We start from the raw sequence: 24,264 nt of genomic DNA, 5'->3' as shown, positions 1-24,264 counted from the left end.
CGGCTGCAGCGCATGCGGCGCATGGCGTGTGCGGCGTCGTGGGTGGCGGGCCATGCGGCGCGGCCGGGCCGTCGATCTGCCAGCGGCTGCGCGATCACCCCGTGTGGGAGCGGGCTGGCCCGCGATGGGGTGTGTGCAAAGTGGGCCGAGCGCCCTCATCGCGCAGTCCGGCACCCAGCCGCTCAGAAGAGAATATGGGGAGTATATGAATCTAGCGCCCGTCCACCGGGCGCTATCGGATAGGCATGCAGGGAGTATATTGACCCTCCCCCTCGATTCGCGCTATCGCTGCAGGCGCGAGCGCCGCACATGCAGCCCGATCGTTACCGCCGCCAGGCGACAAGCCTCTCCAGCACGCCGCCAGCCGTCACCCACCGCCCGGCCGCGCGAGCCGCACACCCTCACTCGCCCAGCGCCTCGCGCACCGCCGCCACCTGGCGGCGCGAGACCATCAGCACCTCGTCGACGCCGGCCAGGCGCACCGCCCAGCCTTCGCCCTCTTCCGCGTCGTGGTGCCGCACCAGGGCGCGGATGGCGTGGCGCGCCACCAGCGCGTTGCGGTGGATGCGCAAAAAGCGCTCGGGGTATTTGTCTTCCAGCTGGCTCAGGCTGCCGTCCAGCAGGTGGCTGGCCTCGGCGGTGCGCACGGTGATGTACTTCAGCTCGGCCTTCAGGTACAGCACCTCGGCCAGCGGCACGCGCACGGTGCGGCCGCGTTCGGCAATGACCAGCCAGTCCGGTGCCGAATCGGCTTCTCGCGCAGGCTGCAGCTGCGCCAGGCGCTCCACTTTCTGCAGCGCCGCCTGCAGGCGCTCGCGCCGCACGGGCTTGGTGAGGTAGTCCACCGCCTCTACCTCGAAGGCCTGCACGGCGTGCTCGGCGTGCGCGGTGACGAACACCACCAGCGGTGGGTGCGGCACGTCGCGCAGCGCGGCGGCCAGTTGCAGGCCGTCAGCGCCGGGCATGTGGATGTCGACCAGCGCCACGTCGAAAGGCTGGTGCTGCGCCAGTGCCAGCGCCTGGGCGGCGCTGTCGGCCTCGCCGGTGGGCAGCGCCGCGGGCTCGCGGCAGTCGCCCAGCAGCACGCGCAGGCGCGCGCGCGCCAGCGGCTCGTCGTCCACGATCAGCACACGCAGCGTCATCGCTCCCCCCTGGCAGGCATCGGCACCTCGATGCGGGCCTGATAGACATTGCCCGCCAGCGCGGTGCGAAAGCCGCCCTGCAGGTCGTGCAGCAGCCGCAGGCGGTCGCGCACATTGGCCAGCGCGATGCCGTGGCCGGCCTGGCCCTGCCCCGCGGGCACGGTGTTGGTCACCTTGATCAGCGCCACCTGCCCGCGCAGCTGCGTGGAGATGCGCACCTGCGCGCCGCTGGCGCTGGGCTCCACCCCGTGCTTGACGGCGTTCTCGACCAGCGGCTGCAGGATCAGCGGCGGCAGGCGCGCGGCGTTCGCGCGCTCGTCCAGCGACCACTCCACGCGCAGGCGCGGGCCGAAGCGCACCTGCTCGATCTCCAGATAGCGGCGCGCCAGCTCGATCTCCTGCCCCACGGTGGAGCTGTCGTCGCGCTCGGCCAGCGCATGGCGGAACAGGTCGGACAGGTCCTCCAGCACCAGCTCGGCCTTGGCCGGCTCTTCGCGCACCAGGGCGATCGCGGTGTTGAGCGTGTTGAACAGAAAGTGCGGGCGTATGCGCGACTGCAGCTCGGCCAGCCGCGCCGTGGTGGCCGCCGGCGTGCGCCCGCGCACGCGCCAGGCCAGCCCGGCCACCAGGCCCGCGGCCAGCAGCGCGCCGGTGCAGGCACTGGCCAGCCAAGGCGGCGAAGCCCCGGTCATCCCCAGCAGCGCCAGGGTGCCGCAGGCATACAGCCCCGCCAGCGCGCCCAGCACCACGCCGGCGCCCATCTGCAGCGCCCAGGGCAGGCGCGCCAGCGGCCGCTTCAGGCTGCAGCCCACCACCAGCCACAGCAGCGTGGCGGGCAGCGCGCCGCCGGTGATCAGCGCCACGCGGCTCACCCAGTCGGACACACCGCTGGCCACATACATCAGCCCGACGGCGACCACCACCTCGACATACAGCACGGCGCGCAGGATCACGCCCACCTGGCAGGCGTCGAACACCAGCACCGGCGCGGCCTTGGCCCGGGCGCGCGGCAGCGTGCGCTCGGTGAAGGTCGATAGAATTTGAGAGTCTTTCACGTCTCCCCCAGGGGGGACGACGCCGGTGGCCGGGCAGACCCCGGCCACGGCGTCCTGGCTTGGCCTGCTCCGCGGCCCTTCGATGGTGGAGGTGACATGCGCTGTGATCGACAAAAAGGCTGCCGCACAGTTTAGGCCGCGCTGCCTGACGTTCATCCTCCGCACCGTGCCGTCCGTCGACGGGTGCCAAATTCTTCTCTTTATTGCGATGTCATCCAACCAACTCGACAAGAAATCCGAAGCCTGGTCCGCCCTGTTCAGCGAACCCATGAGCGAGCTGGTGCAGCGCTACACCGCCAGCGTGTTCTTCGACAAGCGGCTGGCCGCGGCCGACATCCAGGGCAGCCTGGCGCATGCCGACATGCTGGCCGCGCAGGGCATCATCAGCGCCGACGATCTGGCCGCCATCCGGCGTGGCATGGCCACCATCAGCTCTGAAATCGAGAGCGGCGCGTTCGAGTGGAAGCTGGCCCTGGAAGACGTGCACCTGAACATCGAGGCGCGCCTGACGCAGCTGGTGGGCGACGCCGGCAAGCGCCTGCACACCGGCCGCAGCCGCAACGACCAGGTGGCCACCGACATCCGCCTGTGGCTGCGCGGCGAGATCGACCTGATCACCGGCCTGCTGCGCGAGCTGCAATCGGCGCTGGTCGAGGTGGCCGAGAAAAACGTCGACGTCATCCTGCCCGGCTTCACCCACCTGCAGGTGGCGCAGCCGGTGAGCTTTGCGCACCACCTGCTGGCGTATGTGGAGATGTTCGCGCGCGACGAGCAGCGCATGGGCGACGTGCGCCGCCGTGTCAACCAGTTGCCGCTGGGCAGCGCCGCGCTGGCCGGCACCACCTACCCGCTCGACCGCGAGCGCGTGGCGCGCACGCTGGGCATGGTGAATGACCAAGGCGAAGCCTGCGTGTGCCAGAACAGCCTGGACGCCGTGAGCGACCGCGACTTCGCCATCGAATTCGCCGCCGCCGCGAGTCTGGTGATGGTGCACATCTCGCGCCTCAGCGAAGAGCTGATCCTGTGGATGAGCCAGAACTTCGGTTTCATCAAGATCGCCGACCGCTTCACCACCGGCTCGTCGATCATGCCGCAGAAGAAGAACCCCGACGTGCCCGAGTTGGCGCGCGGCAAGACCGGCCGCGTGGTCGGTCACCTGATGGGCCTGATCACCCTGATGAAGGGCCAGCCCCTGGCCTACAACAAGGACAACCAGGAAGACAAGGAGCCGCTGTTCGACACCGTCGACACGCTGCGCGACACGCTGCGCATCTTCGTCGAGATGATCGGCGGCCAGCCCAACCCGGCCACCGGCGCCAAGGAAGGCGGCATCACCGTCAACCCGCAGCCCATGCAGGCCGCCGCGCAGAAGGGCTACGCCACCGCCACCGACCTGGCCGACTACCTGGTGAAGAAGGGCCTGCCCTTCCGCGACGCGCACGAAACCGTGGCCCACGCCGTCAAGGCCGCCGAATCGCACGCCTGCGACCTGTCGGAACTGCCGCTGAAGGTGCTGCAGGAGTTCCACCCCGCCATCGACAAGGACGTCTACGACGTCCTCAGCCTGCGCGGCAGCCTGGAAGCGCGCAACACCCTGGGCGGCACGGCACCGGCGCAAGTCAAGGCGCAGATCGCCCGACATCGCGCTCGGTTGGGCAACTGACCGCCCAATAACGGGGAGTATCACACGCCAGCGCCCGTCATGAGGGCGCTAGCGGACAGGTGGATGGGGAGTATACATCTGTCCGCCATACCTTCATGCACGCCGCTCACCGTCAACGCGCCGGCCCCACGCGGTAGGCCCTCGCCGTCGCCCCGTCGTCATCCGGCGACCCTTCTTCCGTCGCCGCGCGATCCGCAACATCTTGCTACATGCGTGCGACCGTCTTTCCAGGCGCAGACTCGGTCTCCACACGCATGGGGCGGCGGAAGCGCCCACCACACATACTCCCCTCGCTATCAAACAGGGAGTATTCACGTCATGCCAAGGTATTAACTTCAGCTGTTTCTTACCGTTCGTCTTGTTACATTTACCGCTGGTCGGCACTTAGGCACGGCGCGACATATCTCCTCGCCTTTCGCGCGCAATCGATAAATTCGACTGGAATCAATTTATCGATAGCCATTAACTCATGCGCACCCACCGTCGTTTCCAAGCTGGCTTCACGCTCATCGAAGTGATGATCGTGGTGGCGATCATCGGCATCCTGGCGGCCATAGCGCTGCCCTCGTACAACGCCTATGTGGTGCGCACCAACCGCGCCGCAGCCCAGGCGTTCATGCAGGAAGTGGCCAGCCGCCAGCAGCGCTATCTGCTGGATGCGCGCAGCTTTGCGGCCGACATGTCCGCCCTGGGCATGAGTGAGCCGGCCAAGGTCGCCAACGCCTACACGATCACGACCGCGTCGATAGCCGATGCCAAGCCGCCCGCCTTTACGGTGACCGCTACGCCCAAGGGCAGCCAGGCCACCAACGACACGGACTGCAAAGTGTTGACGCTGGACCAGGCTGGCACCAAGACAGCCACAGGCGACAAGGGGGTGGCAGGATGCTGGTAAAGCCCACACTGCGCCGCGCCCGCGGCTTCACCATGATCGAGTTGATGACCGTCATCTCGATCATTGCGATCCTGGCTACCCTGGCGGCGCCGTCTTTCCGAGGGTTCGTCGCCAACCAGCGCATCCGCAACGCGTCGTTCGATCTGATGGCGTCGCTCAGCCTTGCCCGCAACCAGGCCATCTCGCAGAACAGCAGCGTCAGCTTCGAGAAGAAGGGCAACGCCTGGAATGACGGCTGGCAAGTCACCGACGGCACCCATGTGTTCGGCAGTCAGGCGGGCTACAAGAACCTGAAGATCACCGACTCGGGCGGTCTCGGCAAGCTCACCTACGGCCGCGATGGCCGATCCACCACCAATGCCACCAAGTTCACGGTGGAACCCGAACCTGCCATCTCGGGTGTCGATAAACGCTGCATCACCGTGACATTGAGCGGCATGCCGACCAGCACCAAGGGAGCCTGCACATGACCTGCGCGCCATACCACCGCCGTCAAAGCGGCGTCGCCTTGATCGAAGTCCTGGTGACCCTGCTGATCCTGATGCTTGGTTTGCTGGGACTGGCCGGTGTGAGCAGCCGCGCCAACATGACGGAACTGGAGTCCTTCCAGCGCATCCGCGCGCTCCAACTGGCGCAGGACATGGCCTCGCGCCTGGACGCCAACCGCAAGGTGGCCAGTTGCTATTCCAACGGCCAGACCGGGGTCGAACTCGGCACGGGCAAGGGCAACACCGGCGTACCCGCTTGCACCACAGGCAGCGACCAGGAAAAGGCGCAGGTCGCGGCAGACCTTACCAGCTGGGACAACCAGATCAAGGGAGAGGCCGAGACGCTGGGCACAGACAAGGTGGGCGCCATGATCGGCGCCATCGGCTGCATCACGCTGGATAACCCAGCCAACAACACCTACCTGATCGCGGTGTCCTGGCAGGGCCTGGTTGCCACCGTGGCACCGACCATCGACGGCGAGTCCGGTGCCGAGCCCTTCCCGTGCGGCCACGGCGCCTATGGTGACGACGACCGCCTGCACCGCGTCGTCACGACCAAGGTACAGATTGGAGATCTCTCATGAGCCCGCGCTGCCAAGCCAGACACCTTGGGCGCCAGCGCGCTGCACGCGGCTTCACGCTGGTGGAGCTGATGGTGGCGATTGCACTGGGGCTGGTACTGCTCACCGTCCTTGTCAGCCTGATCATTTCGTCGGTCACCAACCGCTCGGAGCTCGACAAGAGCTCCCGCCAGATCGAGAACGGCCGCTATGCGCTGGAGACCCTGGTCAACGACATCCAGATGGCGGGCTTCAAGGGCCAGACCGGCATCCAGAGCTGGGACCGTGTCATGCCAGCCGCATGTCCAGCCAACACGGCCGATCTGGGCTACACCAGCACGGCAGGCAGCCCGCAGAAAGTCCCGTTGCCCGTCGTCGGCCTGACAGACGTTCCTTCCTGCCTGGCCTCCGCCGCCTCAGGCGCCAACGTGAAAACCGGCACGGGCATGCTGCTGGTCACGCGGGCGTCGTCGGAAGTGCTGGCCCCGGTAGCGGCACAACCTGGCGAGCATTACATCCAGGTTTCGACCTGCGAGGACGACCCGCTGTCGTTCGAGGCCGGCTCCCCTGCTGCCCCCGACCCAGCCGGAGGCAGCAGTGCTGCGCCCAAGTTCGAACTGCGGAAGAAGGACTGCAGCAGCAGCAACCTGGCCAGCCTGCGCAAGCTGGTGCATCGCATCTATTTCATCAGCGACTGCAACGAGTGCGGCAAGGACACCATCCCCACGCTGAAGGTCGCCGAGTTCATCAATGGTTCGATGGTCATCTCGCCGCTGGTCGATGGCATTGATGACCTGCAGTTCGACTACGGCATCGATATGGACCACAACGGGTCGCCCGACTGCTATGTCAGCGCCCCGGGCGCGCCACCGTCGACTGAGATTGACGTCGCAACCTGCCCACAGACCAGCCCCGCGTACGACTGGACCAAGGCCGACGAGAACTGGCTCAACGTGATGGCCGTGCGAGTCCACCTGCTGGCCCGCAACACGGAGCCGAGCCCCGGATGGGCAGCGGAAGAAAAGAAACGAACCTACGCGCTCGGCCTGGCCCATCCGCAGGTCGGTCGTTTCGACGACAACTACAAGCGCCACGCTTTCAGCACGGTGGCGCGCCTGATCAACGACTCGGGCATTCGGGAGTTGCCATGAACATGAACCGCCTTCAAGCGACCCGGCAGCAACAGCGAGGCGCCACCCTGCTGGTCGCCATGATCTTTCTCGTGGTGCTGATGCTGATCGTGGCTTCGGCCATCAAGGTCACCAACGTCAACACCAAGCTGGTGGGCAACATGCAGATACAGAAGGAAGCCGATGCGGCGGGCCGAGTGGCCGTCGAGCAGATCATCAGCACCGACTTCGCCCTGCAACCAGGGCCCAGGACGATCACTGTGGACATCAACAACAGCGGTCAGGCTGGCTCCACGTTCAGCGTCGAGATTCCCATGCCCGAGTGCCTGCAGAAGCGGCCGATTCGCCTGAGTGAACTCGACCTCGCCAACCCGGACGACCAAGCCTGCGGCGGCGGCAGCATCCGCATGGGTGGCGTATCCGGCGACGGCAATTCGGTTTGCGAAGCCACGACCTGGGACGTGCGCGCCATCGTGACGCCGCCGAACAGCGACAAGGCCACTCTCCAAATCCATCAGGGCGTATCTCAGCGCGTCGACCAGAACGCCAACTGCTGATCACTCCAGGCGCGCTACTTCGATCACTCACTTTCAGGGGTGCACATCATGATTCACCCCTCCCTCCGCCCGCTGTCGGTGCTTGTCTCGGCCATCCTGATCGCCGCCGCCCCGGTGCGCGCGGAAGACATCGATCTATACAACGGCGTGAGCCCCGACAACCCGTCCAACGTCGTGATCCTGCTGGACAACTCGGCCGCGGCCAGCGCCAGCGCGACCTTCAATTGCCCCTATAAGGTCAACGACCCGAAAGCCAACTTCGGCTACATGCAGTGTGGTTTGCTGATCACCCTGGACGCCATCGACAAAAGTGACATGCTGAAGGGCGCCTTCAACATGGGGATGATGTACTTTCCGCAGCAGGACGGCGGTATCTTCAAGGCGCCCAACCCGGCCACCGAGACGTTGGACCATCTGATCAACATGGACACTGCGGGCATCGGAACAATGCGCGGCGTGTTCAACGCACTGAGCCTGACCACCGACAAGACCAACTCCAACCAGTTGGCCCATGCCATGCAGGAAACCTATGCGTTCTACAACGGCAAGACAGACCTGTCGGGAACGCACTACCCCGGATTGTCGGCCACCCAGCTCTGCGCCCGCAATTTCGTCATCTACATCACGTTCGCCACCGTCAACCAGAAGCCGCAGGATCCGGGTACCCGCGCTGGCTACGCCCTGCAGTCCACGTTGGGTCTGGCGACCCTGCCGCCACAGCTCGAGCTTCCGGCCTGGAAGAACGCCACCGGCAAGTACAAGGACGATTATTCGGATGAATGGGCGCGCTACCTGAACCATCCGGTTTCTCCCGACCGCCAGGTCAATACCTTCACCATCGTCATTTCGGACGGCAAGAACCCCGACTATGAACAGCTCATGGTGAGCATGGCCCGCCAGGGCGGCGGTGAAGCCATCGTCATCGACCAGAGCAAGGCCGATGTCTCGGCCCTGTCCGACGCGCTGCTCAGAGCGCTCTAACAGATGCAGGCCACCAACGGGGTGTTCGCAGCACCGGTACTGCCGGTGTCGGCCAACAGCCAGGGCACCTACAAGAACCAGATCTTCATGGGCATGTTCCGCCCCGACGGCAGCGCCAACCCGCGTTGGGTGGGCAACCTGAAGCAGTTCCAATTCGGACAACGGACGACCAACGAGAACAAGGTCGAACTGTTCCTGGCCGACGCCAACGGCGACAGTGCCATCAACCCGGTGACGGGCTTCATCTCTCCCACAGCCGTCAGCTTCTGGTCGTCCAAGGATCCCAGCCAGTTGCCCGACTCCAAGGGCGGGTTCTGGTCCACGGAGTACCGCCAGCGCATCGGCGCTGCCGACGGTTTCGACGCGCCGGACGGCCAGTTCGTCGAGAAGGGCGGCGTGGGCCAGCGCGAGCGCATGAAGCACCTGTCGAGCATGAAGACACGCAACGTCTACACCTGCCTCGACGCCAAGTGCACAGCGGGTGCCTCTCTCAGCACCATGTCGTTCGACACCACCAACCTCACGCCGGCGCAGTTGGGCGTGACCACCAACACTGAAGCCACCAACCTGGTGAACTGGGTGCGGGGACTGGACACCGCAGCCGTCAACGGCGACACGGCTGCCGGCCCTGAAAGCAACATCCCACCGGCCAACGTGCCGCCACCCAACAACACCGCCACCTTGCCGGTTCAGGTGCGCGGCACCATTCATGGCGATGTGCTTCATTCTCGGCCCGCCGTGGTGGACTACGGCGGGACGCTGGGCACGGTGGTGTTCTACGGCGCCAACGATGGCATGTTCCGTGCCATCAACGGCAACCAGACCGCCGCCGCGGGCAGCAGCCTGGGCGTCAAGCCGGGCGAGCCACTGTGGGCCTTCGTGGCGCCAGAGCACTTCCCTCAGCTCAAGAAAATCTACAGCAACAAACCCCCGCTGACACTGGGCTCCCCCACCGGCAGCGGCAAGCCCTACTTCTTCGATGGTTCGCCCACGGTGTACCGCGATGCCGCCTCGGGTAAGGTGTACATGTACCTCACCGCACGCCGCGGCGGACGCCTGATGTACGCACTGGACGTGACGGACCCGAAAGCGCCCAAGTTCCTGTGGAAGCGAAGCAACACCGATACTGGCTTTTCTGAGCTGGGGCAAACGTGGTCTGCACCGGCGGTGGGCAAGGTGAAGGGACACAGCAACCCCGTGCTGATCTTCGGCGCCGGCTACGACCCCAACCAGGACGACGAGGCCACGACGGCGGCCGACACCATGGGACGCGGCATCTTCGTTCTGGACGCCGTGACAGGCGCCAAGGTGTGGGAGGCCGGCCCCGGCGGCAACGGCGACACCTGCAAGGGCAACCCCTGCCACCTGGAGAACATGAAGCACGCAATTCCGGCTGAAATCGCCATCCTGAACCGCGACTTCGACCTCGAGGGTTATGTCGACCGTCTCTATGCTGCAGACACGGGCGGTAACGTTTGGCGTGTCGACCTGGAGCCGGACGGCACCGGCGCAGTCTCTACCTGGCAGGTCAGCAAACTGGCAGCCCTGGGCGGCAGCACGACGCCCCGACGCAAGTTCTTCTACCCGCCCGATGTAGCACCAGGCAAGGACTACGACGCCGTGGTCATGATCAGCGGTGACCGTGAACACCCCACCGTGCACGACGACGCCACCTTCGGTGTGCAGAACCGCTTCTACATGATCAAGGACCAGTTTCCGGGCAAAGACGGCAGCCAAGGCGTCCCGGCCGTGGACAACACCGACACGGCGCGTGACGACGATGTGGCCGATCTGGTGCGCATCACCATCGATGCAACGACCGCCAAGTCGAGCCCAACCTACAGCGGCACGCTGAAGGGCTTCTTCTACACGCTACCCAGCGACGGCGAGAAAGGCGTCAACGCGCCGACGGCCTTCGGCAGCACCGTGTATTTCGGCACCAACCAGCCCAAGGCACCGGATACGTACACCTGCGAGGCTGGCCTGGGCACAGCACGCAGCTACCACATCAACTACTTCACAGGTGACGTCAAGTCGTTCGACTTCGTCGGCGGTGGCCTGCCCCCGTCGCCGGTGGTAGGCACGGTCACCATCAATGATCGGAACCAGCGCTTCATCATCGGCGCCGGTGGCGACAGCGGCCGTCCAGACGACAAGTCGGTGATCGGCGGAACCGAGTTGAACGTGCCGGCGAAGAACAACAAGCGCCGACCTACTGGTACCGGGTGCAGGATCGCTGATCGCGCTGCGTCATGTGTTGACGCTCGCGAAAGACAAAGCCGCTGATTGCTGCCAATCAGCGGCTTTTCTGTCTATCGAGAGCAATTCGGTCCGGTCGCCTCGAACGAACTTTCATTCTTGTAGCGGCTTGCGCTTTGAAGTTCTGCGCTTGATCGGCTTTTCATCTGAATCGCACGGCCTGTCCGTCTCCAGAACCTCCAGCATCTCGCGCGCCAGCTCGATCCAAATGGCCTCGTAACGCTGGCCGGCACGCAGCACCAAGTGCTGCAGGCGCTGTTCGCGCGTGGGCTGCGCGTGCTGAAAGTCGCGCGCCTCGATCTGGTCATACAGCGCCTGCGTGGCTTCGTGCTGCGCCAGCCAGGCGCGGATGTGCTCGGCCAGCGCGCCGCCGGTCGGGCCGACGGCGCCTTCGGCGCGCAGGCGCACCATCAGTTCCTCGCGCAGGGGCCGTGGCGCCAGCGGCTCGCCGATCCAGCGCACCAGCTCGGCCCGGCCCCGGCGCGTAACGCGGTAGGCACGCTTGCGCCCGCGCCCCCCCTGTTCGGGCAGCGGCGCCACCCAGCCGGCCTCTTCCATGCGCGCCAGCTCGCGGTAGATCTGCTGGTGCGTGGCGGCCCAGAAATGGCCCAGCGAACGGTCGAAGCGCGACGCCAGTTCGGAGCCCGAATCCGGGCGGTCGATCAGCGCGGTGAGCAGGGCATGAGGCAGGGACATCGGTGGCGCATCCGGTTGGCCAGGGCCGTCCATTCTATGCAACCAGTTGCATTGTCGGCCTCGCCTCGGCTACATTCATGCAACCGGTTGCATAAAGGAGCTTCATGTCCGCCTACCCTCACCTGCTTGCCCCGCTCGACCTGGGCTTCACCACCTTGCGCAACCGCGTGCTCATGGGCTCGATGCACGTGGGACTGGAAGAGGCGCTGCAGGGCTTCGAGCGCATGGCCGCGTTCTATGCCGAACGCGCGCGCGGCGAGGTGGGCCTGATCGTGACCGGCGGCATTGCCCCCAACGAGCGCGGCCGCCCCGCGCCCGGCGGCGCCATGCTGACCACCGAGGCCGAGGCCGCGCAACACCGCATCGTCACCGATGCCGTACACGCCGCCGGCGGCAAGATCGCCATGCAGATCCTGCACTTCGGCCGCTACGCCTACCACGCCGATCTGGTGGCGCCCAGCGCGGTCAGGAGCCCCATCAACCCCGGCACGCCGCACGCGCTGACGGGCGATGAGGTGGAGCAGACGATTGCCGACTTCGTGCGCTGCGCCGCGCTGGCGCAGCACGCGGGCTACGACGGTGTGGAGATCATGGGCAGCGAGGGCTACCTGATCAACGAGTTCATCGCCGCGCGCACCAACCACCGCACCGACGAATGGGGCGGCGACTACGCCAATCGCATCCGCTTTCCGGTCGAGATCGTGCGCAGCGTGCGCGAGCGCGTGGGGCGCAACTTCATCATCATCTACCGGCTGTCGATGCTGGATCTGGTGGAGGGCGGCTCGACGCTGGACGAAGTGATCCAGCTCGCGCAGGCCGTCGAGGCGGCGGGCGCCACCATCATCAACACCGGCATCGGCTGGCACGAGGCGCGCGTGCCCACCATCGCCACCAAGGTGCCGCGCGGCGCCTACACCTGGGTCACGCAGCGGCTGATGGGCCACGTGAAGGTGCCGCTGGTGGCCACCAACCGCATCAACACGCCCGAACTGGCCGAACAGCTGCTGGCCGATGGCGTGTGCGACATGGTGTCGATGGCGCGGCCCTTTCTGGCCGATGCGCAGTTCGTGCGCAAGGCGCGCGAGGGCCGCGCCGACGAGATCAACACCTGCATCGCCTGCAACCAGGCCTGCCTGGACCACACCTTTTCTGGCCGCATCACCTCGTGCCTGGTCAACCCGCGCGCCTGCCACGAGACGGTGCTGACCATCGAACCCGCCGCGCAGCCGCGCCGCATCGCCGTGGTCGGCGCCGGGCCGGCGGGGCTGGCCTTTGCCACCACGGCAGCCGGGCGTGGGCACCGGGTCACGCTGTTCGATGCCGCCAGCGAAATCGGCGGGCAGTTCAACATCGCCAAAAAGGTGCCGGGCAAGGAGGAGTTTCACGAAACCCTGCGCTACTACCGGCGCCAGATCGAGCTGCAGGGCGTGGACCTGCGCCTGAACACGCGCGCCGATGCGGCGCAGTTGATCGCCGGCGGCTACGACGACATCGTGCTGGCCACCGGCATCACGCCGCGCCAGCCGGCCATCGACGGCATCGACCACCCCAAGGTGCTGAGCTACCTGGACGTGCTGCAGGCCGAGAAGCCGGTGGGCGAGCACGTGGCCGTGGTGGGTGCGGGTGGCATCGGCTTCGACGTGAGCGAGTACCTGGTGCACCACGGCACCAGCCCCAGCATCGACCCACCCAGGTTCAACGCCGAATGGGGCATCGACACCGGTTACGCGCAGGCCGGCGGCCTGGCCGCGCCTGTGGTGGAGCCGCCCGCGCGCCGCGTGCACCTGCTGCAGCGCAAGACCAGCAAGGTGGGCGACGGCCTGGGCAAGACCACGGGCTGGATCCACCGCGCCAGCCTGAAGGCGCGCGGCGTGGCCATGTCGCCCGGCGTGCAGTACCAGCGCATCGACGACGCGGGCCTGCATGTGACGGTGGATGGCAAGCCCGAGTTGCTGGCCGTGGATAACGTGGTCATCTGCGCCGGCCAGGAGCCGCAGCGCGAGCTGCTGGCCGCGCTGCAGGCCGCCGGCTGCCGCGTGCACCTGATCGGCGGCGCCGAGGTGGCGGCCGAGCTGGATGCCAAGCGCGCGATCAAGCAGGGCACCGAGCTGGCAGCGTGTATCGAATCGGCGCCACCCGCTACTGAATCAGAAGCAAATACCGCCGTGGCATCGGTTTCCGCCGCACCCCGCTACTCCAGCGCCAGCACCGTGCGCGAGCTGCTCGGCCACCCGCCCGCCCAGGCGATTCTCGAGCGGTACCTGCCAGGCTTCTCGGCCCACCCACAGATCGCCATGGCGGCGGGCATGCCGCTGACCACGGTGGCCAAGTTTTCCGGCGGCCTGATCACCGACGAGGCGCTGCAGGCCATCGACAAGGCACTGCAGGCGCTGGGCGATGCGCCCGCGACGACACCTGCCCCCGTCTCCGCACCTGCGCCCGCTGCGCCCGCAGAGGAAGCGCCCATGGACCTGGCACCCACGCACCTGCACCCGGCCGCCGCGCGCTCGCTGGCCGCCTGGCACGCCATGGTGGCCAAGGCCGACCTGAGCGAGCTGGCCCGCATCGTCCACCCCGATGCGGTGTTCCGTTCGCCCATGGCCTTCAACCCTTACGGCCCGGCGCCCGCGCTGCTGCTGGCGCTGCAGACGGTGGTGACGATCCTGAAGGACTTCCGCTACCACCGCCAGTTCGCCAGCGACGATGGCCTGAACGTGGTGCTGGAGTTCAGCGCCCGCGTGGGCGACAAGCGCCTGAAGGGCATCGACATCATCCGCTTCGACGAGCAGGGCCTGATCACCGAGTTCGAGGTGATGATCCGCCCGCTGAACGGCCTGCAGGCGCTGGGCGCAGAGATGGGCGCGCGGCTGGGGCAGCAGCTGCCGGGCTTCAAGTTCAAGGGCTGAGGGCGGCGCGGCGGCGCCGCCGCCCTGCCGCGCCTTGAAGCACCAGCCGGTTACTTCTTTTTTGATAGCTGCCAGCGCTTATCCCATAAGCGCCGGAGGCCAATTTCGCTTGAAATTCCCTCAACGCAGGAAGAAGTACCCCCACAGCGTCAGCACGATGACGCAGAACACGTTCAGCACCGCGCCGGCGCGCACCATGTCGCTTTGCCGGATCTGGCCGGTGCCGTAGACGATGGCGTTGGGCGGTGTGGCCACGGGCAGCATGAAGGCGCACGAGGCGCCGATGCCGATCATCAGCACGAGCACGGCGGGCGGCATGCCCATGCGCTCGGCAATGGCGGCGAACACCGGCACCAGCAGCGCGGCCGAGGCGGTGTTGCTGGTGAACTCGGTCAGGATGATGATGAAGGTGGTGACGCCCAGGATGATGACGAACGGCCCGGCGCCGGTGAGGAAGGCCGCCACCTGATCGCCCAGCACGGCCGACGCGCCCGAGCTGCGCAGCAGCCCCGACAGCGTGAGCCCGCCGCCGAACAGGAACAGCACGCCCCAGTCGGTGTTGTTCGACACCTGCTGCCAGCTGGCTAGGCCCAGCGTGATGATGGCCACCGCCGCGGTGACGGCGATGAAGGTGTCGGGCGCGGTCACGCCCAGCGCGGCACTGACCTGGCTGCCGAAAATCCACGCCAGCGCGGTGCATGCGAACACCACCATGGTCAGCACGCGGCGCGTGGTCCAGGGGATCTCTTCCATCGGCACGCTGATCTTGCGGTTCAGGCGCGGGCGGAACACCAGCCACAGCGTGACCACCATGATCGGCATCAGCGCCAGCATGAGCGGCAAGCCGATCTTCATCCAGCCGGCGAAGTCCATGTCGATGGCGCGCGCGGCGATGGCGTTGGGCGGCGAGCCCACCAGCGTGCCCAGCCCGCCGATGCTGGCCGAATAGGCGATGCCCAGCAGGATGAAGACAAAGGTGTTGCGCTCGGTCTTGCGGTCGAGGTGGCTCATGATGCCCATGGCCAGCGGCAGCATCATGGCAGCGGTGGCGGTGTTGCTGATCCACATCGACAGCAGCGCGGTGACGCCGAACAGCAGCATCGCCGCCACGCCCAGGTGCGAGCCCGACAGCGACATCAGCCAGAAGGCGATCTTGCGGTCCAGCCGCTGCACGTGCAGCGCCGTGGCCAGCGCGAAGCCGCCGAAGAAAAGAAAGATCACCGGGTCGGCGAAGGCGGCGAAGGCCCGGGCGGTGTTGAAATCCGGAAAGCCCAGCAGCAGCGCGCCCACCGGCACCATCAGCGCCGTCAGCGTGGTGTGCACGGCCTCGGTCAGCCACATGATGGCGATGAACAGCAGCAGCGCCAGGCCTTTCCTGGGTGCGGGCTCGAACGGCATGAGCTGGTAGGCCAGCCAGCTGGCGGCCAGCGCGACGACGAAAACGATCAGGCCGCGCCGCACGCGCCCAGGTTCGACACCGGCGGGGCGATTCTCGTACAGCTCTTCCAGCGGCAGGTCGCTGGCAGGGCGCGCGTCGGGTGCAAGGGGTGAATTCATGCGTGCTTTCCTGTTCTTGTGAAGGCTGCGGCGAGCGCGGGTCGGCGACAATCCGCGGCGCCACGCGGGTGCAGGCCATGATACCGGGGGGGTTTGCGCAGCCCCGCCACGCCATCCACCGCGCGCTCCTGATCCGGCCACGCCATGTTCTACGCCATTCCGCTCGAATCCAAGCCCAGCTGGCGCCACCCGCCGTGGATGACGATGCTGCTGATCCTCATCAACCTGTGGGTGTGGTGGGGCCCGCAGCGGCACGAGGCCGCCGCCGACGAGCGCGCGGCGCGGCATTACCTGACGACGGCACTGCCGCGCATCGAGCTGCCGGCCTTCATCCAGCACCTGGAGAAGATCGACTCGCGCCACCTGGCGGCGGCGCGCATGCTCTACCAGCGCCAGCAATACGAGGATGTGCTGCAGCTGATGCAAAGCGACAGCAGCTTCATGCGCCGGCTGACGGATGGCCGCGTGATCACCGCCACGCATCCCGACCACGCCACCTGGCAGGCCGAACGCAGCGCCTACGAGCAGCTGCGGCCCGCACCCTTCACCGCGCGCTGGTCGCAGGACCACAACGTCGATGCCGAATGGCGCCCGGTCACCTGGGTCACCTCGGCCTTCCTGCACGGCAGCACCGGGCACCTGCTGGGCAACATGCTGTTCCTGTTCCTGTTCGGGTTTTCAGTGGAGCTGGCGCTGGGCAGCGGGCTGTACCTGCTGGCCTACCTGGCGGGCGCGGTGGGTGGCTCGGCCCTGGCGGCCTGGGCCTATGCGGGCATGGGCGGCCTGGGGCTGGGCGCATCGGGCGCGGTGTCGGCGCTGATGGGCATGTACGCGGTGATGTACCGCATGCGGCGCATCCGCTTCTTCTACCAGCTGTTCTTCTATTTCAACTACGTCACCGCGCCGGCGCTGATCCTGCTGCCGGCCTGGATCGCCAACGAGCTGCTGCAGCACTTTGCCGGCGGACGCGGCGTGGCCTACATGGCACACCTGGGCGGCCTGCTGACGGGCGCCCTGCTGATGGCGCTGGCCCTGCGCGCCGGCCGGGTGCGGCAGCAGCCGCTTGAACGGGCCGGCGGCGCGCCCGACGACGGTTTCGACGCCCGGGTGGCCGAGGCCGAGCGCCTGACGGCCGAGATGAAGTTCGACCGCGCCCTGCCCGCCTGGCGCGCTGCGGCGCAGCTGCGGCCGCAGGATGCCGATGTGCTGCGCGCCTGGTTCAACCTGGCCAAGGCGCAGCCGGCCAGCGAGGACTTTCACCGCAGCGCCAAGCTGATCCTGCGCCTGCGCGCGCAGGACCGCGACACGCTGGCACTGCAGCACGCCACCTACCAGACCTACCTGGACAAGGCGCGGCCGCGCATGCAACTGCGGCCGGCCGATCTGCAGAACCTGGTGAAGCGTTTCGTGCGCCTGGGCAGGCTGGAGGATGCCGAGCGGCTGTGCACCGCGCTGCGCGCCATGGCACCCGATCAGGCCGGCCTGCGCGACACGCTGGAACTGCTGGTGAACGGACTGCTGCACGCTGGCCAGCACGAGCGCGCCGCACACTGGAGCGCGGTGCTGAAGGGCATGGGCACGCCGGCCGCGGCCCGGCAGTGATGTTCAGGGCAAGCGCCCTGATTCAGATCTTCCACTTGGCCAGCAGCTTCTCGGGCGTGAGGCTGTCGTAGGCCTCGAAGGGCTGGTGAATCCAGGGGTTGGTCGGCAGGTCTTCCACCGAGTAGTCGGCGCTGAAGCCGGAGCAGCCCTTGGTCCAGATCACCGCCGTGCGCAGTTCGGTGATGGGCTCGTAGTTGTTGCGCAGGCGGTCCACCACGGCCTGCAGCGTGACCCCGGTGTCGGCCAGGTCATCGACCAGCAGCACCTTGCCGGCAATCTGCCCCTTGGGCGTGGTGATGTAGTGCGCGATGTCCAGATGGCCCTGCTGCGTGCCGGCCTCGGCCCGGTAGCTGCTGGTGGACATGATGGCCAGCGGCACGCTGAAGATGCGGCTGAGGATGTCGCCCGGCCGCATGCCGCCGCGCGCCAGGCACAGGATGGTGTCGAACTGCCAGCCGGACTGGTGCACCTTGATCGCCAGCTTCTCGATCAGGTTGTGGTACTCGTCGTAGCTCACGTAGAGGTGCTTGCCATCTTCGGTCAACATCGGGTTTGCTCCTGATCCAATAGCTTATTGCGCAGGCGGGACGGGCGCTAGAGCCCGATTTTCACTAGAAATCTCTAAGCCAGGAACGGGTGCTTGACCATGATCGTGTGGTCGCGGTCCGGGCTGGTCGAGATGACGTGGATCGGCACGCCGGTGACGTGCTCGATGCGCTGCAGGTACAGGCGCGCGTTGATCGGCAGTTGCTCGTAGCGCGTCACGCCCACCGTGCTGTCGCTCCAGCCGGGCATTGTCTCGTAGATGGGCTTGCAGCGGGCAATGTCGTCGGCGCCCAGCGGCAGGATGTCGATGGTCTCGCCATCCAGTTCGTAGCCGGTGCACAGCTGCAGCTCGTTCAGGCCGTCGAGCACGTCGAGCTTGGTGATGCACAGCCCGCTCAGGCCGTTGACCTGCGCGCTGCGCTTGAGCAGCGCGGCGTCGAACCAGCCGCAGCGGCGGCTGCGCCCGGTGGTCACGCCTTTTTCGGCGCCCACGGTGCTCATGTGGTAACCGGGCGTGCCCGGCGTTTCCCAGTCCAGCTCGGTCGGGAACGGGCCGCCGCCGACGCGCGTGCAGTAGGCCTTGGTGATGCCCAGCACGTAGTGCAGCAGCCCCGGCCCCACGCCCGCGCCGGCCGCGGCGTTGCCGGCCACGGTGTTGCTGCTGGTGACGAAGGGGTAAGTGCCGTGGTCGACGTCGAGCAGCGTGCCCTGCGCGCCCTCGAACAGCAGGTTGGCGCCGTGCTGGTGCGCCTCGTTCAGCTCGCGCGAGACGTCGGCCAGCATCGGCTTGATGGCTTCAGCCTGACGCATCGCCTCGTCGTAGATGGGGTCGAACTGCAGCGCACCGTCTTTCAGGTAGGGCTGCAGCGCGTCGCTGAACGTGATGGCGCCGGAGTTCAGGAAGCCCGTCAGCTCGTGGTTGTACAGCGCCAACAGGTCACGCAGCTTGGCGGCGAAGCGCTCGGGGTGCTTCAGGTCCTGCGCGCGCAAGGCGCGGCGGGCGATCTTGTCCTCATAGGCCGGGCCGATGCCGCGGCCGGTGGTGCCGATCTTCTCGCTGCCGCCGCTTTCGCGCGCGGCTTCGCGCGCCACGTCCATGGCGGCGTGCAGCGGCAGGATCAGCGGGCAGCCCTCGCTGATGCGCAGGCGCTCGCGCACCTGCACGCCGGCCTTCTCCAGCCCCTCGATCTCTTCCAGCAGCTTGGTCACCGACACCACCACGCCGTTGCCGATGTAGCAGGTCACGCCCGGGCGCATGATGCCGCTGGGGATCAGGTGCAGCGCGGTCTTGACGCCGTTGATGACCAGCGTGTGGCCCGCGTTGTGGCCGCCCTGGAAGCGCACCACGCCCTGCGCGCTCTCGGTCAGCCAGTCAACCAGCTTGCCCTTGCCCTCGTCACCCCACTGGGTGCCGACCACGACGACGTTGCGTCCGTTGGTTGCTTTCATGTCCGCCTTCAATGCTCAAAAAACTCAGTTGGATTGGACGACCCACTGCCCGCCCACCTCGATCAGTTCGCGGTCGCAGTCGAATTCGTCGATCTCGTTCTCGTGCCCCGGCAGCACGCACACCACGGTCTCGCCGCGCCCGCGCAGCGCCGCCACCGCGGCATGCAGGCCGGGCGCGTCGCCCCAGGGCGCACGGATCGCGGCGCGCAGCGGCCGGCGCCCGGCCACGCGCACCAGTTGCTTGAGGTCGAGGCTGAAGCCCACGGCCGGGCGCTCGCGGTCGAGCTTGTGGCCGAACACCGCCCCCACGCCGTCGTAACGGCCACCGCGCAGCACCGCGTCACCCGCGCCTTGCGCGTACACCGCGAAGCGCGCGCCGCTGTAATACCCATAGCCACGCGCATCGGCCAGATCCACCGTAACCGCCACGCCTTCCAGGCGCGAAGCGAGCCATCTCAAATTCGATAGCGCCTCGCGCACGTTGGGCGCCGTCTGCAGCGCTTTTTCTGCCTCATCCAGAACTTCCACGCCGCCATACAGGCCCACCAGCGCCTGCAGGCCCTGGCGCGATGCGGCGGGAAAGCTCTTCGTCAGGCGGGCCAGTTCGCTGGCGTCCTTGATGGCCAGCGCATCGTGGACTTCCGTCAGGATGTTGGGGTCCACCATCACCCCGGCCAGCAGCGCACGCACGATGCGCGCATCGGCCAGGTCGACCGACAGATGGCCCACCTGCGCGGCCTTCAGGCAGTCGAGCGACAGCGTCAGGATTTCGAGGTCGGCCTCGCGGCCGGCGTGGCCATAGATCTCGGCGCCGAACTGCAACGGCTCGCGCGTGGCGTGCGGGCGCTCGGGCTGCGTGTGCACCACCGGGCCGCAATAGCACAGGCGCGTCACGGCCTGCCGGCCCAGCAGGTGCGCATCGATGCGCGCCACCTGCGGCGTGGTGTCGGCCCGCAGACCGAGCGAACGGCCGGACAGCTGGTCGACCAGCTTGAAGGTCTGCAGATTCAGGGCTTCGCCGGTGCCGGTGAGTAGCGATTCGAGGTGCTCAAGCAACGGTGGAATCACCAGCTCGTAGCCATACGAGCGGGCGGTGTCGAGCAATTCGCGGCGGAGTTCTTCGATGTGCCGGGCCTCGGAGGGCAAAACATCGGCGATGTGATCCGGCAGAAGCCAGGCGGACATGGCTGTGGCAGCTTTCGCGGGCTGTTAAAAACGTGATTCTACAGGCGCACGAACGCCCCACCGGGGTGGTGCGATGCTCGTGATGGCGATGGATCAGGCGCGCACAGCGCCACGCGGGGCGATGCGGCAGCGCCGCTACACCAGCCAGAGCAGCAGCAGCCCGCCGCCCACCGCCAGCAAGCCGAAGAAGCGCAACTGCCCGTCCTGCAGTTGCATCAACTGGCTGAAAGCCTGGCGCCAGGCGCCGGGCGCGATCAAGGGCAGCAGCCCTTCGATGATCAGCGCCAGTCCCAGCGCCGCCAGCAGCGTACTGCCGTCCACGGCCTCAGCGGCGGGTGGGCGCGCCGCGCAGGTTGCGGAAGAAGTCCGACGACTGCGGGTCGATCACCAGCACGTCGCCCTTCTGCCCGATGCTGGCCTTGTAGGCGTCGAGGCTGCGGTAGAACTCGGCGAACTGCGGATCGCGCCCGAAGGCCTCGCCATAGACGCGCGTGGCCTCGGCATCGCCCTCGCCGCGCACCTTCTCGGCATCGCGGTAGGCATTGGCCACCGTCACCTCGCGCTGGCGGTCGGCGTCGGCGCGGATCTGCTCGCCCTCGGCGGCACCGGTGGAGCGCAGCTCGTTGGCCACGCGCTGGCGCTCGGCCTGCATGCGGCGGTACACCGATTCGGTGATCGACTCCACGTAGTCGGCGCGCGTGATGCGCACGTCGACGATGTCCATGCCCCAGGGCTTCTCGCCCTTGACGGCCTCGGTCACCTCGCGCTTGACGTCGGCCATCAGGGTTTCGCGCCGGGTGGAAATCAGCTCGCGCACGGTGCGGCGGTTGATTTCTTCCTGAAAGGCGTTGCGCACCACGCGGTTGAGTTGCATGGCGCCGGCGTTCTCGTCCAGGCCCACGTTGCGGATGTAGGCCTGCGGATCGGTGATGCGCCAGCGCACGTACCAGTCGATGACGACGCGCTGCTTCTCGGCCGTCAGCATGGGCTCGGTGTCCATGCTGTCGAGCGTGAGCAGACGCTTGTCGATGTAGCTGACGTTCTGGAACGGCGGCGGCAGCTTGAAGTTGAGCCCCGGCTCGGTGATCACCTTCTGAATCTGGCCGAGCTGGTAGACGACGCCGAACTGGCGCTGGTCGACCACGAACATGGTCGAGGCCAGCAGGCCCAGCAGGATGATGACGGTGGTGCCGATGAATCCGACTTTGTTCATGGGACGGCTTTCCTAGCGGGATTCGCGGGCGCGCGCATTGTCGCGCGAGCGCGCATCGGCGGCTGGCGCCGGCGTGGCGGGTGCGGGCGCCGGTGCGGCCTGCGCGGGTGCGGCGGCGCCAGCAGCGCCCGTGGACTGCAGCAGCCTGTCGAGCGGCAGGTACATCAGGTTGCCGCCGGAGCGGCTGTCGATGATGACCTTGTTCACACCGCTGTAGATTTCCTGCATGGCGTCCAGGTACATGCGCTCGCGCGTGACCTGCGGCGCCTTCTGGTATTCGCCCAGCACCGAACTGAAGCGCTGCGCATCGCCCTCGGCCTGCGCCACGATGCGCGCCTTGTAGCCCTCGGCCTCCTGCGTCAGGCGGGCCGCGGTGCCGACGGCGCGCGGCACCACGTCGTTGGCGTAGGCCTGGGCTTCGTTCTTCACGCGCTCGCGCTCCTGGCCGGCCTTCAGCACGTCGTCGAACGCGGCCTGCACCTGCTCGGGCGGGCGCACTCCGCCCTGCTGCATGTTCACGGCCACCACCTCGATGCCTACACGATATCGATCCAGGATGGTCTGCATCAGGTCGCGCACGCGCGGCGCGATCTGGTCGCGCTCGTCGGCCATGGCGTTGTCCATGCTCATCTTGCCGACCACCTCGCGCACGGCGCTTTCGGCGGCCTGCACCACGGCATCGTCGGGGCTCTTGCTCTCGAACAGGTAGGCGCGCGCGTCGTTCAGGCGGTACTGCACAGCGAACTTGATCTCGACGATGTTCTCATCCTGCGTCAGCATGGCCGATTCGCGCAGGCCGGTGCTCTTGATGACGCTGTCGCGGCCGACGTCGACCGAGCGGATCTGCGTCACGCGCACCGTCTCGTGCCGCTGGATGGGGAACGGCATGCGCCAGTTCAGGCCGGCGTTGCGCGTCGAGTCGTACTTGCCGAAGGTGGTAACCACGGCCTGCTCGCCTTCGCGCACGATGAAGATGCCGCTGGCCAGCCAGATCACCACGGCCACCGCCGCGATCATGCCGACGCCGATGCCGGCGCCCTTCATGTCGGGCTGAAAACCACCGCCACCCAGGCCGCCATTGCCGGGGCCGCGCCCGCGGCCACCGCCGAACAGGCCGGTGAGCTTGCGGTTGAAGTCGCGCCACAGCTCGTCCAGATCGGGCGGGCCCTGGTTGGGGCCGCCGCGGGGCGGCTGCTGCGGGGGTGGTGGGCGCGGCGGATCGGCCGGGCGCTGGTCGTCCGGGCGCGGGCTGTCCTGGCCCGACGAATCATCGCCACGCCCCCAGTGCGGGTCATTCAGATTGAACATGCCCCGGATGCGGCGTGGCCACAGGGCCAGCCGCAGGGCGCTCGTGCGGTCTTTCATTCGTTGGCTTCTCGAGGGTGCGACCCGTGATTGTGCCCAATCGGGGCGGGTGCTCCCTCCGCTTGGCTCAATGACAGGTCTTCGTGTGCGGCTGCGGGCACGCGCGCGGCCAGTTCGGCACGCAGCAGCGGCAGGCCCTCGCCGGTGCGGGCGCTGACGAACACGCGGGTCAGTTCGCGGCCATCCAGCGCCATGGAGTCCTTCAGCACGTGCGGCCGACGCCCAGGCTCCAGGCCGTCGAGCTTGTTGAACACCAGTAGTTGCGGCACCTCGGCGGCGCCGATCTCGTGCAGCACGCGCTGCACTTCGTCGATCTGCTCCAGATGGTGCGGGTTGGCGGCGTCCACCACGTGCAGTAGCAGGTCGGCATCGGCCGCCTCCTGCAGCGTGGCCTCGAACGCCTCGACCAGGCCGTGCGGCAGATCGCGGATGAAGCCCACGGTGTCGGACAGCGAGACCGAGCGCCCGCCACCCTGCCCATCGTCCAGGTACAGCTGGCGCGTGGTGGTGTCGAGCGTGGCGAACAGCTGGTCGGCCGCATAGGCCCGCGCCTTGACCAGCGCGTTGAACAGCGTCGACTTGCCGGCGTTGGTGTAGCCGACCAGCGAGATGTTGAAGGTTTCGCGGCGCTCGCGTTGGCGGCGCTGGGTCTGGCGTTGGCGCTTGACCTTGACCAGGCGGTCCTTGGTGCGCTTGATGGCGTCGCCGATCATGCGGCGGTCGAGTTCGATCTGCGTCTCGCCCGGGCCGCCGCGGCCGCCGATGCCGCCCTGCTGGCGTTCGAGGTGGCTCCAGCGGCGCACCAGGCGCGTGCTGAGGTATTGCAGGCGCGCCAGTTCGACCTGCAGCTTGCCCTCGTGGCTGCGCGCGCGCTGGGCGAAGATTTCCAGGATCAGCAGCGTGCGGTCGTTCACCGGCAGGCCGATGGCGCGCTCCAGGTTGCGCTGCTGCACCGGGCTCAGGGCCTGGTCGAACAGCACCTCCTCGGCGCCTTCGGTCTCGGCCAGCAGCCGAA

Annotated in this window: 21 protein-coding genes and 1 pseudogene; 11 read left to right on the top strand and 11 right to left on the bottom strand. The window is 67.4% G+C overall.

Annotation, left to right across the window (positions count from 1 at the left end; genetic code table 11):
* Positions 1 to 401: 401 nt before the first annotated feature.
* Positions 402 to 1,142: a LytR/AlgR family response regulator transcription factor gene (locus tag ACFSCU_RS10525; protein WP_180551189.1), complete on the bottom strand. Its 741-nt coding sequence runs from the start codon at positions 1,140 to 1,142 to the stop codon at positions 402 to 404.
* Positions 1,139 to 2,197 carry a sensor histidine kinase gene (locus ACFSCU_RS10520; RefSeq protein WP_377560638.1) on the bottom strand — a complete coding sequence of 353 codons (1,059 nt, stop codon included), beginning with the start codon at positions 2,195 to 2,197 and terminating at the stop codon, positions 1,139 to 1,141. Before ACFSCU_RS10520 ends, ACFSCU_RS10525 begins: the two co-directional genes overlap by 4 nt.
* Before the next feature lie 208 nt (positions 2,198 to 2,405).
* Here ACFSCU_RS10520 and argH point away from each other — a divergent pair, with 208 nt between their 5' ends.
* The 8 genes from argH to ACFSCU_RS10480 all read left to right on the top strand — a co-directional run bounded on the left by argH (position 2,406) and on the right by ACFSCU_RS10480 (position 10,757).
* A complete protein-coding gene (gene argH / locus ACFSCU_RS10515; protein WP_377560637.1) occupies positions 2,406 to 3,860 on the top strand; it encodes an argininosuccinate lyase in 1,455 nt (484 codons plus the stop codon).
* A 469-nt stretch (positions 3,861 to 4,329) separates the two neighbouring features.
* Positions 4,330 to 4,755, top strand: coding sequence for a type IV pilin protein (locus tag ACFSCU_RS10510; protein WP_377560636.1), 426 nt, complete (start codon positions 4,330 to 4,332; stop codon positions 4,753 to 4,755).
* On the top strand, positions 4,746 to 5,225 hold the full coding sequence (locus tag ACFSCU_RS10505) for a GspH/FimT family pseudopilin (RefSeq protein WP_377560635.1): 480 nt from the start codon (positions 4,746 to 4,748) through the stop codon (positions 5,223 to 5,225). The genes ACFSCU_RS10510 and ACFSCU_RS10505 overlap by 10 nt, the downstream gene beginning before the upstream one ends.
* Positions 5,222 to 5,827, top strand: coding sequence for a type IV pilus modification protein PilV (gene pilV / locus ACFSCU_RS10500; protein WP_257645846.1), 606 nt, complete (start codon positions 5,222 to 5,224; stop codon positions 5,825 to 5,827). Before ACFSCU_RS10505 ends, pilV begins: the two co-directional genes overlap by 4 nt.
* Positions 5,824 to 6,954, top strand: coding sequence for a PilW family protein (locus ACFSCU_RS10495; RefSeq protein WP_377560634.1), 1,131 nt, complete (start codon positions 5,824 to 5,826; stop codon positions 6,952 to 6,954). Before pilV ends, ACFSCU_RS10495 begins: the two co-directional genes overlap by 4 nt.
* Positions 6,951 to 7,490, top strand: coding sequence for a pilus assembly PilX family protein (locus tag ACFSCU_RS10490; protein ID WP_180551185.1), 540 nt, complete (start codon positions 6,951 to 6,953; stop codon positions 7,488 to 7,490). Before ACFSCU_RS10495 ends, ACFSCU_RS10490 begins: the two co-directional genes overlap by 4 nt.
* A 48-nt stretch (positions 7,491 to 7,538) precedes the next feature.
* Entirely contained in the window at positions 7,539 to 8,471 is a 933-nt protein-coding gene (locus ACFSCU_RS10485; protein WP_180551184.1) for a hypothetical protein, read from the top strand.
* Positions 8,472 to 8,474: 3 nt separating this feature from the next.
* The gene (locus tag ACFSCU_RS10480; RefSeq protein WP_377560633.1) at positions 8,475 to 10,757 is read left to right on the top strand and encodes a pilus assembly protein; all 2,283 of its coding nucleotides are present in this window, start codon (positions 8,475 to 8,477) and stop codon (positions 10,755 to 10,757) included.
* Between the two features lie 66 nt (positions 10,758 to 10,823).
* Here the strand turns inward: ACFSCU_RS10480 and ACFSCU_RS10475 are convergent, their stop codons facing one another.
* Positions 10,824 to 11,426, bottom strand: coding sequence for a PadR family transcriptional regulator (locus ACFSCU_RS10475; protein ID WP_377560632.1), 603 nt, complete (start codon positions 11,424 to 11,426; stop codon positions 10,824 to 10,826).
* 104 nt (positions 11,427 to 11,530) lie between these two features.
* Here ACFSCU_RS10475 and ACFSCU_RS10470 point away from each other — a divergent pair.
* Both ACFSCU_RS10470 and ACFSCU_RS10465 read left to right on the top strand, forming a co-directional pair.
* Positions 11,531 to 13,549 (top strand): annotated as a pseudogene (locus ACFSCU_RS10470) (NADPH-dependent 2,4-dienoyl-CoA reductase); the annotation flags it as partial.
* Between the two features lie 171 nt (positions 13,550 to 13,720).
* On the top strand, positions 13,721 to 14,332 hold the full coding sequence (locus ACFSCU_RS10465) for a nuclear transport factor 2 family protein (RefSeq protein WP_180551847.1): 612 nt from the start codon (positions 13,721 to 13,723) through the stop codon (positions 14,330 to 14,332).
* Positions 14,333 to 14,452: 120 nt separating this feature from the next.
* Here ACFSCU_RS10465 and ACFSCU_RS10460 read toward each other — a convergent pair whose 3' ends face one another.
* A complete protein-coding gene (locus tag ACFSCU_RS10460; protein ID WP_377560631.1) occupies positions 14,453 to 15,889 on the bottom strand; it encodes an SLC13 family permease in 1,437 nt (478 codons plus the stop codon).
* Positions 15,890 to 16,033: 144 nt separating this feature from the next.
* On the opposite strand from ACFSCU_RS10460, the gene ACFSCU_RS10455 reads away from it, so the two are divergent.
* Complete coding sequence (locus tag ACFSCU_RS10455; protein ID WP_180551181.1) at positions 16,034 to 17,491, top strand: rhomboid family intramembrane serine protease; 1,458 nt, start codon at positions 16,034 to 16,036, stop codon at positions 17,489 to 17,491.
* Between the two features lie 22 nt (positions 17,492 to 17,513).
* Here ACFSCU_RS10455 and ACFSCU_RS10450 read toward each other — a convergent pair whose 3' ends face one another.
* The 7 genes from ACFSCU_RS10450 to hflX form a co-directional block, all read right to left on the bottom strand.
* The gene (locus ACFSCU_RS10450; protein WP_180551180.1) at positions 17,514 to 18,038 is read right to left on the bottom strand and encodes a phosphoribosyltransferase; all 525 of its coding nucleotides are present in this window, start codon (positions 18,036 to 18,038) and stop codon (positions 17,514 to 17,516) included.
* Between the two features lie 74 nt (positions 18,039 to 18,112).
* A complete protein-coding gene (locus ACFSCU_RS10445) occupies positions 18,113 to 19,486 on the bottom strand; it encodes an adenylosuccinate synthase (RefSeq protein ID WP_180551179.1) in 1,374 nt (457 codons plus the stop codon).
* Positions 19,487 to 19,510: 24 nt separating this feature from the next.
* Positions 19,511 to 20,671 (bottom strand): ATP phosphoribosyltransferase regulatory subunit, encoded by a 1,161-nt coding sequence (locus ACFSCU_RS10440; protein WP_377560629.1) that lies wholly within the window; start codon positions 20,669 to 20,671, stop codon positions 19,511 to 19,513.
* Positions 20,672 to 20,806: 135 nt separating this feature from the next.
* The gene (locus tag ACFSCU_RS10435) at positions 20,807 to 20,992 is read right to left on the bottom strand and encodes a DUF2065 domain-containing protein (RefSeq protein WP_180551178.1); all 186 of its coding nucleotides are present in this window, start codon (positions 20,990 to 20,992) and stop codon (positions 20,807 to 20,809) included.
* A 4-nt stretch (positions 20,993 to 20,996) separates the two neighbouring features.
* Positions 20,997 to 21,884, bottom strand: a complete 888-nt coding sequence (gene hflC / locus ACFSCU_RS10430; protein WP_180551177.1) for a protease modulator HflC — start codon at positions 21,882 to 21,884, stop codon at positions 20,997 to 20,999.
* 12 nt (positions 21,885 to 21,896) lie between these two features.
* Complete coding sequence (hflK, locus tag ACFSCU_RS10425; RefSeq protein ID WP_180551176.1) at positions 21,897 to 23,249, bottom strand: FtsH protease activity modulator HflK; 1,353 nt, start codon at positions 23,247 to 23,249, stop codon at positions 21,897 to 21,899.
* Positions 23,246 to 24,264, bottom strand: a 1,019-nt coding sequence (gene hflX, locus ACFSCU_RS10420) for a GTPase HflX (RefSeq protein WP_377560625.1), incomplete at its 5' end; no start/stop codon positions are given. The genes hflK and hflX, both read right to left, overlap by 4 nt.

It is taken from the genome of Ottowia beijingensis, assembly GCF_042680925.1.
In the GTDB taxonomy this organism is placed as follows: domain Bacteria; phylum Pseudomonadota; class Gammaproteobacteria; order Burkholderiales; family Burkholderiaceae_C; genus Ottowia; species Ottowia beijingensis.
This window is presented reverse-complemented; position numbering and strand designations above follow the sequence as displayed.

What these genes read in the sequence shown, in the direction of transcription:
- ACFSCU_RS10525 (WP_180551189.1), bottom strand. Translation starts at nt 1,142, where the DNA reads ATGACGCTGCGTGTGCTGATCGTGGACGACGAGCCGCTGGCGCGCGCG.
- argH (WP_377560637.1), top strand. Translation starts at nt 2,406, where the DNA reads ATGTCATCCAACCAACTCGACAAGAAATCCGAAGCCTGGTCCGCCCTG.
- ACFSCU_RS10510 (WP_377560636.1), top strand. Translation starts at nt 4,330, where the DNA reads ATGCGCACCCACCGTCGTTTCCAAGCTGGCTTCACGCTCATCGAAGTG.
- ACFSCU_RS10505 (WP_377560635.1), top strand. Translation starts at nt 4,746, where the DNA reads ATGCTGGTAAAGCCCACACTGCGCCGCGCCCGCGGCTTCACCATGATC.
- pilV (WP_257645846.1), top strand. Translation starts at nt 5,222, where the DNA reads ATGACCTGCGCGCCATACCACCGCCGTCAAAGCGGCGTCGCCTTGATC.
- ACFSCU_RS10495 (WP_377560634.1), top strand. Translation starts at nt 5,824, where the DNA reads ATGAGCCCGCGCTGCCAAGCCAGACACCTTGGGCGCCAGCGCGCTGCA.
- ACFSCU_RS10490 (WP_180551185.1), top strand. Translation starts at nt 6,951, where the DNA reads ATGAACATGAACCGCCTTCAAGCGACCCGGCAGCAACAGCGAGGCGCC.
- ACFSCU_RS10485 (WP_180551184.1), top strand. Translation starts at nt 7,539, where the DNA reads ATGATTCACCCCTCCCTCCGCCCGCTGTCGGTGCTTGTCTCGGCCATC.
- ACFSCU_RS10480 (WP_377560633.1), top strand. Translation starts at nt 8,475, where the DNA reads ATGCAGGCCACCAACGGGGTGTTCGCAGCACCGGTACTGCCGGTGTCG.
- ACFSCU_RS10475 (WP_377560632.1), bottom strand. Translation starts at nt 11,426, where the DNA reads ATGTCCCTGCCTCATGCCCTGCTCACCGCGCTGATCGACCGCCCGGAT.
- ACFSCU_RS10465 (WP_180551847.1), top strand. Translation starts at nt 13,721, where the DNA reads ATGGCGGCGGGCATGCCGCTGACCACGGTGGCCAAGTTTTCCGGCGGC.
- ACFSCU_RS10460 (WP_377560631.1), bottom strand. Translation starts at nt 15,889, where the DNA reads ATGAATTCACCCCTTGCACCCGACGCGCGCCCTGCCAGCGACCTGCCG.
- ACFSCU_RS10455 (WP_180551181.1), top strand. Translation starts at nt 16,034, where the DNA reads ATGTTCTACGCCATTCCGCTCGAATCCAAGCCCAGCTGGCGCCACCCG.
- ACFSCU_RS10450 (WP_180551180.1), bottom strand. Translation starts at nt 18,038, where the DNA reads ATGTTGACCGAAGATGGCAAGCACCTCTACGTGAGCTACGACGAGTAC.
- ACFSCU_RS10445 (WP_180551179.1), bottom strand. Translation starts at nt 19,486, where the DNA reads ATGAAAGCAACCAACGGACGCAACGTCGTCGTGGTCGGCACCCAGTGG.
- ACFSCU_RS10440 (WP_377560629.1), bottom strand. Translation starts at nt 20,671, where the DNA reads ATGTCCGCCTGGCTTCTGCCGGATCACATCGCCGATGTTTTGCCCTCC.
- hflC (WP_180551177.1), bottom strand. Translation starts at nt 21,884, where the DNA reads ATGAACAAAGTCGGATTCATCGGCACCACCGTCATCATCCTGCTGGGC.
- hflK (WP_180551176.1), bottom strand. Translation starts at nt 23,249, where the DNA reads ATGAAAGACCGCACGAGCGCCCTGCGGCTGGCCCTGTGGCCACGCCGC.